The 15,072-nt window shown below is 65.6% G+C and carries 14 protein-coding genes, 1 tRNA gene and 1 pseudogene; 5 read left to right on the top strand and 11 right to left on the bottom strand.

What is annotated here, in order from left to right; all coding sequences use genetic code 11:
- Positions 1-25: 25 nt before the first annotated feature.
- Positions 26-649 (top strand): hypothetical protein, encoded by a 624-nt coding sequence (locus tag J1C47_RS19175; RefSeq protein WP_207352400.1) that lies wholly within the window; start codon positions 26-28, stop codon positions 647-649.
- A 388-nt stretch (positions 650-1,037) separates the two neighbouring features.
- Here J1C47_RS19175 and J1C47_RS19170 read toward each other — a convergent pair whose 3' ends face one another.
- Positions 1,038-1,397 (bottom strand): DUF1344 domain-containing protein, encoded by a 360-nt coding sequence (locus tag J1C47_RS19170; RefSeq protein ID WP_207352399.1) that lies wholly within the window; start codon positions 1,395-1,397, stop codon positions 1,038-1,040.
- Between the two features lie 783 nt (positions 1,398-2,180).
- Between J1C47_RS19170 and J1C47_RS19165 the strand changes: the two genes are divergently transcribed.
- A tRNA-Leu gene (locus tag J1C47_RS19165) sits at positions 2,181-2,265 on the top strand.
- A gap of 397 nt (positions 2,266-2,662) precedes the next feature.
- Here the strand turns inward: J1C47_RS19165 and J1C47_RS19160 are convergent.
- The gene (locus J1C47_RS19160) at positions 2,663-3,694 is read right to left on the bottom strand and encodes an IS110 family RNA-guided transposase (protein ID WP_207352398.1); all 1,032 of its coding nucleotides are present in this window, start codon (positions 3,692-3,694) and stop codon (positions 2,663-2,665) included.
- Positions 3,695-3,927: 233 nt separating this feature from the next.
- On the opposite strand from J1C47_RS19160, the gene J1C47_RS19155 reads away from it, so the two are divergent.
- Complete coding sequence (locus J1C47_RS19155; RefSeq protein WP_207352397.1) at positions 3,928-5,127, top strand: IS256 family transposase; 1,200 nt, start codon at positions 3,928-3,930, stop codon at positions 5,125-5,127.
- Positions 5,128-5,163: 36 nt separating this feature from the next.
- On the opposite strand, the pseudogene J1C47_RS24245 reads toward J1C47_RS19155, so the two are convergent.
- A pseudogene (locus J1C47_RS24245) lies at positions 5,164-5,322 on the bottom strand (IS3 family transposase); the annotation flags it as partial.
- A gap of 140 nt (positions 5,323-5,462) precedes the next feature.
- Between J1C47_RS24245 and typA the strand changes: the two are divergent.
- Positions 5,463-7,289, top strand: a complete 1,827-nt coding sequence (gene typA / locus J1C47_RS19150; protein WP_207352396.1) for a translational GTPase TypA — start codon at positions 5,463-5,465, stop codon at positions 7,287-7,289.
- Positions 7,290-7,510: 221 nt separating this feature from the next.
- On the top strand, positions 7,511-7,969 hold the full coding sequence (locus J1C47_RS19145) for a MarR family winged helix-turn-helix transcriptional regulator (protein ID WP_207352395.1): 459 nt from the start codon (positions 7,511-7,513) through the stop codon (positions 7,967-7,969).
- Positions 7,970-8,027: 58 nt separating this feature from the next.
- On the opposite strand, the gene J1C47_RS19140 is transcribed toward J1C47_RS19145, so the two are convergent.
- From J1C47_RS19140 to J1C47_RS19105, 8 genes are all read right to left on the bottom strand, one after another.
- Complete coding sequence (locus J1C47_RS19140) at positions 8,028-8,219, bottom strand: hypothetical protein (protein WP_210382372.1); 192 nt, start codon at positions 8,217-8,219, stop codon at positions 8,028-8,030.
- Positions 8,220-8,597: 378 nt separating this feature from the next.
- On the bottom strand, positions 8,598-9,539 hold the full coding sequence (locus tag J1C47_RS19135; RefSeq protein WP_207352394.1) for a 2-hydroxyacid dehydrogenase: 942 nt from the start codon (positions 9,537-9,539) through the stop codon (positions 8,598-8,600).
- Positions 9,539-10,201: an NUDIX domain-containing protein gene (locus J1C47_RS19130; RefSeq protein WP_207352393.1), complete on the bottom strand. Its 663-nt coding sequence runs from the start codon at positions 10,199-10,201 to the stop codon at positions 9,539-9,541. Before J1C47_RS19130 ends, J1C47_RS19135 begins: the two co-directional genes overlap by 1 nt.
- Entirely contained in the window at positions 10,198-11,856 is a 1,659-nt protein-coding gene (locus J1C47_RS19125) for an ABC transporter ATP-binding protein (protein ID WP_342592020.1), read from the bottom strand. Before J1C47_RS19125 ends, J1C47_RS19130 begins: the two co-directional genes overlap by 4 nt.
- Before the next feature lie 61 nt (positions 11,857-11,917).
- Positions 11,918-12,349: a type II toxin-antitoxin system VapC family toxin gene (locus J1C47_RS19120; protein ID WP_207352391.1), complete on the bottom strand. Its 432-nt coding sequence runs from the start codon at positions 12,347-12,349 to the stop codon at positions 11,918-11,920.
- 2 nt (positions 12,350-12,351) lie between these two features.
- A complete protein-coding gene (locus J1C47_RS19115) occupies positions 12,352-12,573 on the bottom strand; it encodes a hypothetical protein (RefSeq protein WP_207352390.1) in 222 nt (73 codons plus the stop codon).
- An 18-nt stretch (positions 12,574-12,591) separates the two neighbouring features.
- Positions 12,592-13,698, bottom strand: a complete 1,107-nt coding sequence (locus J1C47_RS19110) for an ABC transporter permease (protein WP_245396677.1) — start codon at positions 13,696-13,698, stop codon at positions 12,592-12,594.
- Positions 13,699-13,885: 187 nt separating this feature from the next.
- Entirely contained in the window at positions 13,886-15,016 is a 1,131-nt protein-coding gene (locus J1C47_RS19105; protein ID WP_207352389.1) for a microcin C ABC transporter permease YejB, read from the bottom strand.
- Positions 15,017-15,072 lie beyond the last annotated feature (56 nt).

Here is a 15,072-nt window from a genome sequence, read left to right as displayed (position 1 = left end):
GCGAAGTTCTGGGAGGGTGCCCGAGATGGCGAATCTGCGACGCGACCTGAAGCTGGCAATGGCGGCGTCTGCCGTGCTGATCACCGCAGTCGGCGCCTTTGCGCAGGGGCAGGGGCAAGGGCAGGGGCAGCCGAAGGCCGCGGCGACCGGCGGGATCGATCTCGAGAGTTCGCCCTTCGCCCCGCCCAAGCCCGGCCAGAGCCAGGACCCGTCCTCGGGGCTGACGCCGCGCGGGCTCACCCTCGGCGAGCTCGACTGGGCGCCGATCGCCAGCCGCTGCACCTTCGTGCGGGCCGGCGGCGGAAACGGCGACGCGGCCGATGCCGGCAAAACGGAGCCCGGCAAGGGCTTCGGCCGCTTCGTCTTCGTCACCATGGTGGCCGACTCCGCCGGCGAGGGCCAGCCGCTGGAGCGCGGCTACGTCATGGCGAACGGCCTGGTGCGCGAGCTCGAGCGCGGCAAGACCTCGGCCGGCAAGGAAAAGTCGGTGGTCACCAACTGGCGCGCCGCCGGCGAGCCGCGCATTTCCGTCGGCCTGATCCTCACCGGGACCGCCAAGCTCAACGACCAGACGCAGTATACCGGGACGATGACGGTGTTCTGGGGAGACAAGAAGGAAGAGGTCCCGGTCCGCGGCAGTTGCGGGTAACGCGGCAGCTGCGGACGACGGACGTCTCATACGGTTTCCGGCAGATCACGTCGTGATGCCGGTAACAAAGACGCTCATCCGCCGCACGGGCTTGATACGAGCCCCGCTCTGATCGAGCGGATCTCGTCTCACGGCTCCGGTCGAATGCCCGCGATCCTTTCCGCAAGGCCCGACGCGCTATGGCAAAAACAGGCGGACCGGAGGCGGGGGCCTCCGGTCCTGTCGGCACCGCCGGGCGAGGGTGAACCCGCAGCGCCAAGGGAAAAAGCATTGGAACAAGGCTCGGGGGATTAAAAAGTCCTCGGGCGGCACAGGCCGCCGCGTCGGTCATGGCGCGGCGCCTCCGATGCCGTTCGCCGGGCGGCGGGGAGCGGGATGCCGCCGCGGGCTACTTGGCGGCGACGACCGACAGCGCCGCCATCTGCTTGCCGCCGGTCTGGTACTTCACCTTCACCCGCTCGCCGGTCTTGTAGGACGTCGCGGCGAAATCGGCAGGCAGGGTGAACTTCTTGCCGTTGGTCAGCGTCAGCATGTTGGCGGCGGTGTCGATCGACTTGATCTTGCCGGTCGCGACATGCGTCGAGGTCTTGGCGGCCACGTGCTTCATCGGCGTCGCGCTCGACGTCGCGGTGGCGGACTTGCTGCTGCCCGCCATCGCGTCGCTCGACATCGTCGGCGAGGCGGCGAAGGCCGAGGTCGCGGCGATCAGGCCGGCTGCCAGTGTTGCGGAAAGGGTGAGACGACGCATGGGTTCATCCTCGTCGATGGCCGGCCGTGCGCAACGGGGCGCGATCGAACCGGCCGCATCGAAGCCGTCAGGTCGCGTCGCGTCGCGGCCTCGCAAAAGAGTGCCGCCGGCGCTTCCCGGCTTCGCCCCAATCGCTACGACCGCCGCTAACGCCGGGCAAATTAAGAACAAATAATCTTCACCGGCCGCAAAACCTCCGCAATTCCGAAGAGGGGCGATGGATCGGCGCGTCCGGTGCGAAGGGGAATGGGAGGGACTTCCGCACGTTCCTTCATCGTCGGTCGGGAAGTGGACTTGCCCCGGGAAAGTGGAGAGCGATTTCGATTTTTGGCGACCTCTTTCTGGCATTGCAGCGGGCTGATGAAGTCGGGCGCCGAATGGCGTCGGACGGGATTGCAGAAGCCGTCGAAGTGAAGCATCGGCCGATCGCCACGGTGGCCTGGGCTCGGCTGTGGACGATGGTTCGCCAGACCATTGCGGCCTTCAGCGTCTCGAAGCACGTCTCGCCCAGGGCGTTATCGAAGCAATTTCCCGGGCCGGACATCGAGATCGGGACAGCGTGCTTGTTCAACTCGGCCAGGTAGTCGATGGAGCAGGAGTGGCTGCTGCGATCGCTGCGGTGGATCAGCCCTGCCGGCGGCCTGCGAAGGGCAATAGCACGATGCAGAGCGGCCACGAGATCGGAGGAACCCGATGCGCCACCTCCTGTCATATGCGTTGGCAGCCAGTTCCAGCGAAAACCGCGTTGACACCCACGAAGCCAGCTTCTAAAGGTCCGGCCGTGCCCAGGTGGCGGAATTGGTAGACGCGCACGGTTCAGGTCCGTGTGCCGCGAGGCGTGAAGGTTCGAGTCCTTTCCTGGGCACCATTTCCCTGTCCGAGACGGTCCAATACGGTCCGGATAGCAGCCAAAACTCCGCAAAAGCTGGATTTCTTTTCCGCATTGTCCGGGTGGTGTGTTGGTATGATCCTGCCCCGAAAAGTGGACGGGGTCAGCCGCCATACGTTCCGTGGGTCGTGTCCCCGCCCGTTCTCTAATCGCTTTGGTCAAGAGCTGATCTCATCGCTGATCCTTGTGCGTGCCGGGCTCTTGGGTTCTCTCCGCGGTCACCGTAGTAGGCGCCGCATGTTTGCGTTCAGGGTCGGGCGGATCGAAGTGGTGTGCGCGGTCATGGCCGCAGTCCTCGGAACGATCTTGCCCTCGCCGCGCGTCCCGGCTGGACGCATTCGGGTGTGGCGAAGTCAGCGTTGCGGATCTGGCACGTTCAGATGGTAGCCTGTTCCCGGAATGGCATTCCGGTGCGCCACATGGCGTGCAGGGTGACGGCCAGCTTCCTTGCCAACGCGACCTTTGCCTTCCGCGGTCCGGTTCGTTCCGCGATGGCCTTGGCCCAGTCGCGCAGGCGCCCGCCACCAAGATTCCGGCAGTAGATTGCGTTGGCCGCCTCGAAGAGGCATTTCCTGGTGAAGGCATCGCCGCGCTTCGAGACGCGCCCGTTCCGGCTGATCTCGCCTGACTCGTAACGGCGCGGCGTCAGGCCAAGGTAGGCCCCGGCACTCGACGAACGACGGAACCGCCCGGCATCGTCGAAGGCCGCGACAACCGCCATCGCAGTAATAGGTCCGACGCCCGGTGTGGTCATCAGAAGACGGACGGTCTGGTGGCGTCTGGCAATCACCCGAATCCGGCGATCGAGATCGGCTATCCTGGCCAGGATGTCGCGTCGGGCGCGCATCAAGGCCTCGAAGATAGGGACGAGCTCGGGCGAAACCGCGAGATCCCTCGCGATGATCTCCTCGGCGCGGCGCTTGAAGCCGCCGACCCGCTTTCCGAACATCACGCCAAAGGTCTTCAAAAGCCCCCGGACTTCATTCTCCAGCCGGACGCGCATGCCGACCAGCGTGTCCCTGGCCGTCAGTAAGGCGCGGGTCACGTAGGCGTCGTGGCTCTTGATCTGCACGGCCCGGAACCAGCCGGTCCGGACGATCTGCGCGAGGCCACGGGCATCCAACCTGTCCGTCTTGTTGGGCATCATCTTCAGCACGCCATTGGCATGACGGGCATCGAGGCAGACGACCGGTAGACCCCGCTCAGTCAGCGCGTTCCAGAGCCAGACAGCCAGCGGACCCGTTTCCATGCCGACGCGTCCTATGTCCTCCGGCTGCCGTGCGAGCCATGCCGAGATCGCGTCGGGGCAGGTCTGCACCTTGGCTTCTGCCAAGACCGTTCCCGCGCCATCGACCACGCAGATCGCCGTCAGGTCTTGTGATACATCAAGAGCAGCAAATACAGTCATCGTCGCCTCCATGTTCGGCGCCCGGCGACACACCGAGCTGCAGTCATCCTGCACTACGATATGCAGTGTCGGGGACATGGCGATTACGCTAAGTGGTGTAGCTCGGCGGTAGCGTCGCCGATCACGTCCGCGCCCTTCATTGCGCTGTAGGACGGGATTGGCGGCGCGGTGGTCACCAGCGGTTTCCGGGTAGGCTTGGGTTGCGAGACCTAACCGCAACCGGAGATCCCCTGATGACCGATGACATGATGAGCCTTCGTAGCCTTCTGGAGAAGACCCCGGACGCCGATCTTCTGCGCGAGATGATCGGCTTTGCCGCCGAGCGTCTGATGGAGCTGGAGGTTGGCGCTGCGACCGGCGCTGGCTATGGCGAGAAGAGCGCCGAGCGCCTCGCCCAGCGCAACGGCTACCGCGACCGAGATTGGCAGACGCGTGCCGGCACGGTCGAGCTACGCATTCCGAAGCTGCGCAAGGGGAGCTACTTTCCAGGTTTCCTGGAGCCACGACGCATGGCCGAGAAGGCCCTGACCGCTGTCATTCAAGAGGCGTATGTGCAGGGCATCTCGACGCGCTCGGTCGACGATCTCGTCAAGGCGATGGGCATGACCGGCATCTCGAAGAGCCAGGTGTCGAGGCTCTGCGAGGAGATCGACGGCAAGGTGAAAGCCTTCCTCGAACGGCCGATCGAGGGCGACTGGCCCTATCTCTGGATCGACGCCACCTATCTGAAGGTCCGTCGTGGCGGTCGTATCGTATCGGTCGCCGTCATCATCGCTGTCGGCGTCAACACCGACGGCCGACGCGAGGTGCTGGGCATGGAAATCGGCACATCCGAGGCGGAGCCGATCTGGACCGAGTTTCTGCGCAAGCTGACCCGCCGTGGTCTGCGCGGCGTGAAGCTCGTCGTGTCCGATGCGCACGAGGGCATCAAGGCGGCCGTCACCAAGGTTCTGACGGCGACATGGCAGCGATGCCGGGTGCACTTCATGCGCAACGTGCTGGCCCATGCCGGCAAGAGCGGACGGCGCGTCGTGTCGGCCTTCATCGCCACCGCCTTCGCTCAGGAAACGCCCGAGGCCGCCAGCCTGCAATGGCGTTCCGTCGCCGACCAGATCCGGCCGAAGGTGCCCAAACTCGCCGCCATCCTCGACGACGCCGAGCCCGACGTGTTGGCCTACATGACCTTCCCCAGAGAGCATCGTGCCAAGCTGCACAGCACGAATCCCATCGAACGGCTGAACGGCGAGATCAAGCGGCGCACCGATGTCGTCGGCATCTTCCCCAATGACGAGGCCATTCTGCGTCTCGTCGGCGCTTTGCTGCTCGAGCAGAACGATGAGTGGGCCGTTCAGCGGGCTAGGTATATGACACTGGAATCCGTCGCTCCCTTGAGCGATGATCCTCTCATCAGCCTGCCAGCCGTGGCCCGCTGATCAATCCGGCCTAGCCGGAACCGCGGTGCGACGCCGTCAGCTACACCACGACAGGGGACACGAACGTTCCGTGTCGGCCGGTGATCTGAATCCTATCGCGGAATGCAGGCGGTGTGCATTCTCGAAGCCTTCGATGTCGGCGAAGAGGTTGCGGCGCGCTTCGTCTCTCGTGGCGTAGACGCGGTGATGCACGCGAGCAGCTGAGCCTTTCGCAGGTGCGAAAAATCGTGTATGGGCTCGCGCGAGCCTCGATCGCTACAACCCCGATCGCCGAGAATCTGCGCCCTGCCGGCCGGCGGGGCTCTTTGCGCGCCCGAAAGACACCGGATATTCCCATGAAGCTTCGCAATATCGCGATCATCGCGCATGTCGACCACGGCAAGACCACCCTCGTCGACAAACTTCTCGCCCAGTCCGGCACGTTCCGCGACAATCAGCGCCAGGAAGAGCGGGCGATGGATTCCAACGACCTCGAACGGGAGCGTGGCATCACCATCCTCGCAAAAGCGACGTCGGTCGAGTGGAAGGACACCCGGATCAACATCGTCGATACGCCGGGCCACGCCGACTTCGGCGGCGAGGTCGAGCGCATCCTCAATATGGTCGACGGCGCGGTGATCCTCGTGGATGCGTCGGAAGGGCCGATGCCGCAGACCAAGTTCGTCCTCGGCAAGGCGCTGAAGGTCGGCCTCAAGCCGATCGTCGCGATCAACAAGATCGACCGTCAGGACGAGCGGCACAAGGAAGTGCTCGACGAGATCTTCGATCTCTTCGTCGCTCTCGACGCGACCGAAGAACAGCTCGACTTCCCGGTCCTCTACGGCTCGGGCCGCGGCGGCTGGATGGCCGAGCAGCCGGAGGGGCCGCAGGACCAGGGTCTCACCCCGCTGTTCGATCTGATTTTGAAGCACGTGCCGGAGCCGGACACCGCCGGCAAGGACGAGCCGTTCAAGATGATCGGCACGATCCTCGAGGCCAATCCCTTCCTCGGCCGGCTGATCACCGGACGCATCCAGGCCGGCTCGATCAAGCCGAACCAGGCGGTCAAGGTGCTCGGCCGCGACGGCAAGCAGCTGGAATCCGGCCGGATCTCCAAGATTCTCGCCTTCCGCGGCCTCGAACGCGTCCCGCTGGACTATGCCGAGGCGGGCGACATCGTCGCCATCGCCGGCCTTTCCAAGGGCACCGTCGCCGACACCTTCTGCGATCCGCAGGTCGCCGAGCCGCTGCACGCCCAGCCGATCGATCCGCCGACGGTGACGATGTCCTTCATCGTCAACGACTCGCCGCTCGCCGGCACCGAAGGCGACAAGGTGACGAGCCGCGTCATTCGCGACCGCCTGTTGAAGGAGGCCGAGGGTAACGTCGCGCTGAAGATCGAGGAAGCCGCAGACAAGGATTCCTTCTACGTCTCCGGCCGCGGCGAACTGCAGCTCGCCGTCCTCATCGAGACGATGCGCCGCGAAGGGTTCGAACTCGGCATCTCGCGGCCGCGGGTCGTCATGAAGGAGGGCGAGAACGGCGAGATGCTCGAGCCGATCGAGGAGGTCGTCATCGACGTCGACGAGGAGCATTCCGGCGTCGTCGTCCAGAAGATGTCGGAGCGCAAGGCCGAGATGGTCGAGCTGCGCCCGTCGGGCGGCAACCGCCAGCGCCTGGTCTTCCATGCGCCGACCCGCGGCCTGATCGGCTATCAGTCGGAGCTTCTGACCGACACCCGCGGCACGGCGGTCATGAACCGCCTGTTCCATTCCTACCAGCCCTACAAGGGCGAGCTCGCCGGCCGCAACAACGGCGTCCTGATCTCGTCCGAAGACGGCGAGAGCGTCGCCTACGCGCTGTTCAATCTGGAAGACCGCGGCCCGATGGTCATCGATGCCGGCGTGAAGGTCTATGCCGGCATGATCATCGGCATCCACACCCGCGACAACGACCTCGAGGTCAACGTCCTGAAGGGCAAGAAGCTGACCAACATGCGCGCTTCCGGCAAGGACGAGGCGGTGAAGCTCACCCCGCCGATCCGAATGACGCTCGACCGGGCCCTTTCCTGGATCCAGGACGACGAGCTGGTCGAGGTGACCCCGAAGACCATCCGGCTGCGCAAGCTCTACCTCGACCCGCACGAGCGCAAGCGCTTCGAAAAGAGCCGCAAGGCCGCCTGACGGCGTTCGGCGGCGGTTCCGCCCGAAGCGTCCGGCCGGCCGCACGTTTCGGCCGGCCTTTATTCGCGGCTTTTGCACTGCGACATCTTGCCTCGCGCCGGTTTCTCGGCGTTAAGAGGGACTGCGCCAATTGGCGCGGTCGACGACACAATTTGCAAGTGCCACGTTCATGCAGGACAGGTTCTGCCGGCAACAGGGCGAGGTGAAAACGGAAGGTCGCAATGGACGACGTTGACGGCAGGCTTCGGCTGGACGAGCAGCTGTGTTTTGCGCTCTATGCCGCGACGAACGCCGTGACGCGGGCCTATCGGCCGCTTCTCGCCGAGCTCGACCTGACCTATCCGCAATATCTGGTGATGCTTGTTCTGTGGCAGGACGGCCGGTCGACCTCGCGCGACATCGCATCCCGCCTGCAGCTCTCGGCCAACGCCATCAGCCCGCTGCTCGATCGGCTCGAGGAAACCGGCCTGATCGCCCGCATCCGCGACAGCGCCGATCGCCGCGTCGTCCACATCGAGCCGACCGAACGCGGCATCGCGCTGGAACGCGCCGCCTATGACGCCCAGCAGGTGGTTGAATGCCGCACCGGGCTCGAAGCTGGCGAACTCGGCCGCCTACGGGACGAGCTCGCGGCGATGGCGGCCCGCATGGCCGCACAGGGGACGGCGAAGGCCGACTGAGGCGGCGCCGGCGGACCGGAGATGACGCGGGGACCGTTCAAACCCCGCACCGTCGTCTTCAGTTCTTCGGCCCGTCGATCCGCGGCGGGGCGACGGGGTCCGAAGCCGGAAAGGTCTCGTCGAGAGCCTCGTCCAGCTCCTCTTCCTCGTGCCTTGCCTCCTCGGCCGACTTGTGTGTCTTCCTCTCGGCCGCAGGATCGTCGGCGGGTGCGCCCCGTCTTTCGGGCGAATGGGTGTCGATGCCGGTCATGGCGGGCTCCGTGTCTCAAATACACGACCCGAAACGCGTCGACGCGGCGAGGGTTCGGCAATCGCGCCCGGCCAACCAAATCTTCATCGACGCGCGGTCCCGGCGCAATCCGGCGAAGTCTGGCCGATCCGTCGGAACGCTTGGCATCGAGACAGGCCGCCGCCGCGCCGGCGCTAGTGGTCCGATTCCGACATTTGGTACCGTCCTGTGAAGACCGCGACACAAATGTCGGAATCGAAAGGCCAATAGCCAAGTATATGATCCTAGTGGATTTTTCGAATTTGACATTTGATACGACGCCTCACCCGATCGGGACTCAAATGTCAAATTCAATCCACTAGTCGGTTCGCCCGCCGCGTCGACCGGACGCCGCCTCAATCAGTAGCCGGCGCTGCGGTCGACGACGTTGCCGAGCGGCTCGCCCCGTTCCTGCGCCGCGATCTGGCGCATGATGAGCGGTGCCAGGGCATCGGGATCGGACAGCGCCGCGGCATGCGGCGTCACGAAGACCTTCGGATGCGACCAGAGCCGGGACTGGGGCGGCAGCGGCTCGACGGTGAAGACGTCGAGCGACGCCTCCATCAGGCGGCCCTCGTCGAGCGCGGCGAGGATTGCGGCCTCGTCCTGCAGCGCGCCGCGGCCGGCATTGATCAGCACCGGCCCGCCGAGCGGCGTGTCGCGCTTCAGCCTGGACAGCAGTCCGGCACCGATGACGCCGCGGGTGTCGGCGGTGAGCGGCAGCAACACGACGAGGATGTCGGTTTCGGCAAGGAAAGGCCCGAGGCCCTGTTCGCCTGCGAAGGTCGCGACGCCAGCGACGGTCTTTTCGCTGCGGCCCCAGCCGGCCACCCTGAAGCCCATCACGCGCAGCTTCTCGGCGGCGTCGAGGCCGAGGACGCCGAGGCCCATGATGCCGACGGTGATCTCGCGGGCCGCCGGCTGGACACGCTCGTGCCAGATCTTCTGCGTCTGCTGCTGGCGGTAGGACCGGCCGCGTCGAAGATGGTCGAGCACACGCCAGACGACGTATTCGCTCATCCGTTCCTTCAGGTCGTCCGCGACGATGCGGACAATCGGCACGTCCGGCAGCTGGCGATCGGCGAGGATGTGATCGACGCCGGCTCCCAGCGAAAACACCGCCTCGAGCTGCGGAAGCGTCGCGAGGAGGCCGGGCGGCTGCTTCCAGACGACCGCGTGGGTAATCGGCTCGCTGCCGGCGTCGGCGGGATCGAGGACGATCAGGCGCTCCGGGGCGGCGTCGTGCAGCGCCTGCCACCATCGCGACGGGTCGAAGCCGGTGACGGAGAGGAGGATGGCCATCACGTGCCCTCCTGATCGTCGAAGAGCGTGCCCTGCAGCGCCTGTGCGCGCGCTCTGCCCTTGCGGGCGAACCAGTGGAGCCCGGTGATCAGGAAGCCGTTGAGGACGCGGCCCTCGTCGACCGCGGCGAGGATGTCGTCGACCGGCGCGAGGATCGGGTGGATGTCCTCGTGCTCGTCCGCTTCGCCGGCTTTGTAAGCAAGGTTCGAGGCGTCGACGATGGCGAGGTAGAAATTCGCGTGTTCGAGCAGCATGCCGGGCGAGGGAAGCAGCGAGAAGCAGCGCTCGATCGCCAGCGCCTCGAGGCCGGTTTCCTCCGTCAGCTCCCTCGCCGCCGTCTCGTCCGCCGTCTCGCCGGGATCGACGAGGCCGGCCGGCAGTTCGATCGCGGCGCCGTTCGGCGTCAGCTTCGCCGCCCCGAGCCGGAACTGGCGGATGACCACGATCGAATCGCGCCTGGGATCGTAGGGAATGATGATCGCGACCTCGCCGATCGTCAGAAATTCCCGCTTCATGGGACCGATCGGCCGGCCCTCGCCGAGGCGGGCGTGTCTGAGTTCGGCGACGCTGTAGTCGCGAAAGCCGCTGTAGACGGTTTCTTCGCAAAGAAATTCGACGTCCAGCGGCTGGTCGCGAAGCTGGTCGCGATAGTGTCCGCTCATTCCGAAACCACTCCCGTCGGCGCCGCCTTGATGTCGAAGGCGGCGGCCATCAATGCCTTCGTGTAGTCGGTGCGCGGACGATCGAAGATCTCCGCCGCCGGTCCGCGCTCGACCACCACGCCGTTTCGCATGACGATCACCTCGTTGGCCAGCGCCCTGACCACCTTGAGATCGTGGGAGATGAAGAGATAGGCGAGGTCGTGCTTCTTCTGCAGGTCGCGCAGGAGATCGACGACCTGCGCCTGGACGCTCATGTCGAGCGCCGAGGTCGGCTCGTCCAGCATGACGAAACGCGGATTGAGGATCATCGCCCGGGCGATCGCGACGCGCTGGCGCTGGCCGCCGGAGAACTCGTGGGGAAACCTGAAGCGCGCCGCGGGATCGAGGCCGACCTCGCGCAGCACCTCGACGACGCGGGCGTCGCGCGCATCCGGCGACAGGTTGCGTTCGTGGATCGACAGCCCCTCGGCGACGATGTCGGCGATCGACATGCGCGGGCTCAGCGAGCCGTAGGGATCCTGGAAGACGATCTGCATCTTTTCGCGCAGCGGCCGCATCGAGCGGAAGGAGCGGTCGTCGATGCGCTCGCCGTCGAAGCGGATCTCGCCCGTCGAGGAGATCATCCGCGAAAGCGCGAGGCCGAGCGTCGTCTTGCCGGAGCCGGACTCGCCGACGACCCCGACGGTCTGGCCGGCGCGAAGCGTCAGGTCGATGCCGTCGACGGCCTTCACGTAGCCGCTGGTCCGGCGCAGCAGCCCGCTCCTGATCGGAAACCAGACCTTGAGGTCCTTCGCCTCCATCACCACCGGGGCGTTGGCGTTGGCCGCGGGCGGCCGGCCCTTCGGCTCGGCGGCGAGGAGATGGCGCGTGTATTCGTGGCCGGGCGCCTCGAAGATCCGCCGCGTCGGCCCCTCCTCGACGATCTTGCCGCGATACATCACGCAGACCCGGTCGGCGATGCGCCGGACGATGCCGAGATCGTGGGTGATGAACAGCATCGCCATGCCGTGCTCGGCCTGGAGCTTCTTCAACAGTTCCAGGATCTGCGCCTGGACGGTGACGTCGAGGGCGGTGGTGGGCTCGTCGGCGATGAGGAGATCGGGATCGTTGGCGAGCGCCATGGCGATCATCACGCGCTGGCGCTGGCCGCCGGAGAGCTGGTGCGGATAGGCGCCGAGCCGCTCCTCGGCGTTGCGGATGCCGACCTGGGTGAGGAGTTCGAGGGTGCGGGCCCGCGCCGCCTTCTCGCTAAGGCCGCGATGCAGCTTCAGCACCTCGCCGACCTGCTTCTCGATCGTGTGCAGCGGGTTGAGCGAGGACATCGGCTCCTGGAAGATCATCGAGATGCGGTTGCCGCGCACCTTGCGAAGTTCCTTCGTGTCGCCGCCGATGAGGTTTTCGCCCTCGAAATAGATCGCGCCCGTCGGGTGGCTGGCCGCCGGATAGGGCAGGAGCTTGAGGATCGACAGGGCGGAGACCGACTTGCCGGATCCCGACTCGCCGACGAGGGCGAGCGTCTCGCCCTTGGCGATCGAAAAGGAGACGCGGTCGACGGCGAGCGTCGCCTTGGCGCCCTGGCCGAAGGCGACGGAGAGGTCGTCGACGGAAAGGAGGGCGTCGGATGCCGATACGGATGCTGTATTGGCAGTAATCACGCGAGGAACATCCTTCCGTTGATCGGCACGCATGGATCTGTCAGTTCGACGGGGCGGGCAATCAAGGCCACTGGTCCATATCACCCACATCGTTTGCCGAGATGCGCTTCGCCGAGGCCGGAACACGGAGGCGCTCGTCCGAGGAGACGATGACGTTGCAGTTGCGCGCAACTGCCGTGGCGACATGGATCGCATCGGGCGTCTTGTTGCCGATCGCTGCGCGCAGCTCTGCAGCCTCGCGCAGAATGTCGCGCGTTATCGGAACGACGGTCAGGGTCTCGTCGCTGACCAGAAATTCGTCGTAGGTTGCGACGAGAGCGTCGTCTCCCTGACGCAGGGGTCCGACAAGCACCTCCGAAAGTGTCAGTTCGCTGGTGAAGAGTTCGGCCAGGCCGGGCTTCACCATCTCGAATACGCGCACGACCGTGTCGTGATCGTTCTCGACAAAGCTGATCAGGGCGTTGGCGTCCAGATAGACCCTCCATCGCGGCATCGTCAGTCCCACTCGTCGCGAAGGGACCGGACACGGGCGACGGCCTCCTCGACCGTCGTCTTCTTGTGAGCGGCGATGCCATGGAACCGGAGGTAGCGGGGGAGGGGCGCGCCGGTCTCGACGGTCACGCGCACCCGCTCTCCTGCGCCGATGCCGCGCCGAACCTCTTCCGGCAGGTTGTCCACCGGGTAGTCGTCGACCACGATTTTGGTCTGTTCGCTCATGAGGTCATCCTCCGCGCCTTACCTGAGGCTCTTCCTCGGGTCGAAGGCGTCGCGCACCGCCTCGCCGATGAAGACGAGCAAGGATAGCATCAGGGCGAGCACGATGAAGCCGGAAAAGCCGAGCCACGGCGCCTGCAGGTTGTTCTTGCCCTGGGCGAGCAGTTCGCCGAGCGACGGCGAGCCGGGCGGCAGGCCGAGGCCGAGGAAGTCGAGCGCCGTCAAGGTGGTGATCGAACCCGAAAGGATGAAGGGCAGGAAGGTCAGCGTCGCCACCATGGCGTTGGGCAGGAGGTGGCGGAACATGATGGTGAAGTCGCCGACGCCCAGCGCCCGTGCGGCGTTGACATATTCGAAGTTGCGGGCGCGCAAGAATTCCGCCCTGACGACGCCGACGAAGGCGACCCAGGAAAACAGCATCATGATGCCGAGCAGCACCCAGAATCCGGGCGGCAGCACGGCGGCGATGATCAGGAGCAGGTAGAGCACCGGGATCGACGACCAGATCTCGATGAAGCGCTGGAAGAGAAGGTCGACCCAGCCGCCGAAATAACCCTGGATCGCCCCGGCCGAGACGCCGATCAGCGCCGAGCCGACGGTCAGCGCGAGGCCGAACAGCACCGAGATGCGGAAGCCGTAGATCACCCGGGCGAGAACGTCGCGCACCTGATCGTCGGTGCCGAGCCAGTTCATGTTGCCGATGGTGCAGCCCGGGTCGTCGACGCCCTTCGGATAGCCCTGGCAGCGCTCCTCCTTCGACAGCATCCAGAAGGGCGGCGAGGGGGCGGGCGTCGGCGGCTCGAGGTTCTTGGTGTCGTAGGAATAGCGGATCGGCGGCCAGATCATCCAGCCGTTCGAGTTGATCTCTTCCTGGTTCACCGGATCGCGGTAATCGGTGACCGGCAGGAAGCCGCCGAACACCTCCTCCGGATAGTCGACGAAGACCGGATAGTAGAAGTCGCCCTTGTATTCGACGAGGAGCGGCCGGTCGTTGGCGATGAATTCGGCGAAAAGCGTGAGGATGAACAGGATGCCGAAGATCCAGAGCGACCAGTAGCCGCGCCTGTTCGCCTTGAAGTTCCGCCAGCGCCGCTGGTTGATCGGCGACAGCCGCGGCCGCTTGACCATCTCGCCTTCCGGGGCGAGCTGGGCGATGCCGCTCGTCTGTTCGCGGGCGATCTCGGCCGCCCGTTCCTCCGGCAGCTCGCGGCCATGGTTTTCCTGCTTCAGGCGGTCGCGGAGAGCGTCGTCCATCATCAGACCTCCCGCCGCAAGGCTCTGGCCGAAAACCGGTTGCCACTTTTCGCAGCCATGCTCAGACCTCCCGCTTCTCGAAGTCGATGCGCGGATCGACCCAGGTGTAGGTGAGGTCGGAGATCAGCGTCGTCAGGAGGCCGATCAGCGAGAAGATGTAGAGCGTCGCGAAGACCACCGGATAGTCGCGCTTGTAGATCGAATCGAAGCCGAGATAGCCGAGGCCGTCGAGGGAGAAGATCGTCTCGATCAGCAGCGAGCCGGTGAAGAAGGCGGAGATGAAGGCCCCCGGAAAGCCGGCGATGATGATCAGCATGGCGTTGCGGAAGACGTGGCCGTAGAGCACGCGGTGTTCGGAAAGGCCCTTCGCCCGGGCCGTCGTCACATATTGCTTGCCGATCTCGTCGAGGAAGGAGTTCTTGGTCAAAAGCGTCGTCGTCGCGAAGGCAGACAGCGACAGCGCGATCAGCGGCAGGGTCAGGTGCCAGAAATAGTCCGGGATCGTCCGGGTGATACAGGCCCCGGCGTCGAACTTCGCCGACCAGGGCGCGCACCAGGCGCCGCTCACCCCGTCCGACAGAAGGCCGCGCAGCGGGAACCAGTCGAGGAAGGAGCCGCCGGCGAAGAGCACCATCAGCAAAACGGCGAAGATGAAGCCCGGGATCGCATAGGCGACGATGACGATGCCCGACGTCCAGACGTCGAAGGTCGAACCGTCCTTCAGCGCCTTGCGGATGCCGAGCGGGATCGAGATGAGATAGGACAGGAGCGTGATCCACAGGCCGAGCGAGATCGACACCGGCATCTTTTCGAGGATCAGGTCCCACACCCCGATCGAGCGGAAGTAGCTCTCGCCGAAGTCGAAGCGGGCATAGTTCCAGATCATCAGGGCGAAGCGCTCGAGCGGCGGCTTGTCGAAGCCGAACTGCTGTTCGAGCTTCTTGATGAAGGCCGGATCGAGCCCCTGCGCGCCGCGATAGCCGGAATCCTGGCTCGACGCCGAGGACGAGCCGAAGTCTGAGCTGACGCCGGACACGCGGTCGGCAGCGCCGCCGGCTTCGCCCCTGAGGCTCGCCACGACCTGCTCGATCGGCCCTCCCGGCGCGAACTGCACGACGACGAAGGAAATGGCCATGATCCCGAGGATGGTCGGGATCATCAGGAGCAGTCTGCGAAGGATGTAGGCGCCCATGAGGGGTCTTTTCGTCTCCGGTCGTCGCCCGCCGGGTCGGCGCGGGGCGGCAGTCA

The organism is Jiella sonneratiae (genome assembly GCF_017353515.1).
Taxonomy (GTDB): Bacteria; Pseudomonadota; Alphaproteobacteria; order Rhizobiales; family Rhizobiaceae; genus Jiella; species Jiella sonneratiae.
This window is presented reverse-complemented; position numbering and strand designations above follow the sequence as displayed.

Coding starts and splice junctions, on each gene's coding strand:
- J1C47_RS19170 (WP_207352399.1), bottom strand. CDS start 1,397: ATGCGTCGTCTCACCCTTTCCGCAACACTGGCAGCCGGCCTGATCGCC.
- J1C47_RS19145 (WP_207352395.1), top strand. CDS start 7,511: ATGGACGACGTTGACGGCAGGCTTCGGCTGGACGAGCAGCTGTGTTTT.
- J1C47_RS19155 (WP_207352397.1), top strand. CDS start 3,928: ATGACCGATGACATGATGAGCCTTCGTAGCCTTCTGGAGAAGACCCCG.
- J1C47_RS19120 (WP_207352391.1), bottom strand. CDS start 12,349: ATGCCGCGATGGAGGGTCTATCTGGACGCCAACGCCCTGATCAGCTTT.
- typA (WP_207352396.1), top strand. CDS start 5,463: ATGAAGCTTCGCAATATCGCGATCATCGCGCATGTCGACCACGGCAAG.
- J1C47_RS19115 (WP_207352390.1), bottom strand. CDS start 12,573: ATGAGCGAACAGACCAAAATCGTGGTCGACGACTACCCGGTGGACAAC.
- J1C47_RS19140 (WP_210382372.1), bottom strand. CDS start 8,219: ATGACCGGCATCGACACCCATTCGCCCGAAAGACGGGGCGCACCCGCC.
- J1C47_RS19175 (WP_207352400.1), top strand. CDS start 26: ATGGCGAATCTGCGACGCGACCTGAAGCTGGCAATGGCGGCGTCTGCC.
- J1C47_RS19160 (WP_207352398.1), bottom strand. CDS start 3,694: ATGACTGTATTTGCTGCTCTTGATGTATCACAAGACCTGACGGCGATC.
- J1C47_RS19130 (WP_207352393.1), bottom strand. CDS start 10,201: ATGAGCGGACACTATCGCGACCAGCTTCGCGACCAGCCGCTGGACGTC.
- J1C47_RS19135 (WP_207352394.1), bottom strand. CDS start 9,539: ATGGCCATCCTCCTCTCCGTCACCGGCTTCGACCCGTCGCGATGGTGG.
- J1C47_RS19110 (WP_245396677.1), bottom strand. CDS start 13,698: ATGGTCAAGCGGCCGCGGCTGTCGCCGATCAACCAGCGGCGCTGGCGG.
- J1C47_RS19105 (WP_207352389.1), bottom strand. CDS start 15,016: ATGGGCGCCTACATCCTTCGCAGACTGCTCCTGATGATCCCGACCATC.